The sequence below is a fragment of the Pseudomonas sp. yb_9 genome, assembly GCF_043103635.1.
GTDB lineage: Bacteria > Pseudomonadota > Gammaproteobacteria > Pseudomonadales > Pseudomonadaceae > Aquipseudomonas > Aquipseudomonas monteilii.
This window is the reverse complement of record NZ_JBICKA010000050.1, coordinates 1-469: the sequence shown is the minus strand read 5'-3', so window position 1 is coordinate 469 and position 469 is coordinate 1. Positions and strand designations below refer to the sequence as shown.

General features: G+C 56.1%; 1 protein-coding gene. It reads right to left on the bottom strand.

Features of this window, described 5'->3' with window-relative positions:
- Positions 1–469: IS3 family transposase (locus tag ACF8MI_RS14375; protein ID WP_392517573.1), on the bottom strand; the 469-nt coding region annotated here is incomplete at both ends.

Below are 469 nucleotides of genomic sequence, written 5' to 3'. Positions count from 1 at the left end.
CTGAGCTACTGAACTGACTGCCTTGGTCTGAGTGAATCATCACTTGCTGCTGTGGCTTGCGTCGCCACACGGCCATCAGCATGGCGTCGATGGCTAGGTCGCTGCTCATCCTGGGCTTCATTGACCAACCAATGACTTGGCGAGAGAACAGATCCAGCACTACCGCCAGATACAGCCACCCTTCGTAGGTGCGGATGTAGGTGATATCGGTCACCCAGACCTTATTCGGCTCACTGACCTTGAACTGCCTGGCCAGATGGTTGGGCGATGCCGCTTTTGGTTTTCCGCCATAAAACCCAGTACGACGGCGATAGCCCGTTTGAGAACGCAGCCCCTCTGCCTGCATCAAGCGACCGACTCGATTTCGCCCACAGATCTCTCCTAGCTCTCGCAGGTCATCGTGAATCTTGCGATAGCCATACACGCCGCCGCTTTCTAACCAGGCCTGCTTGATCAAACCAAGCAGGCG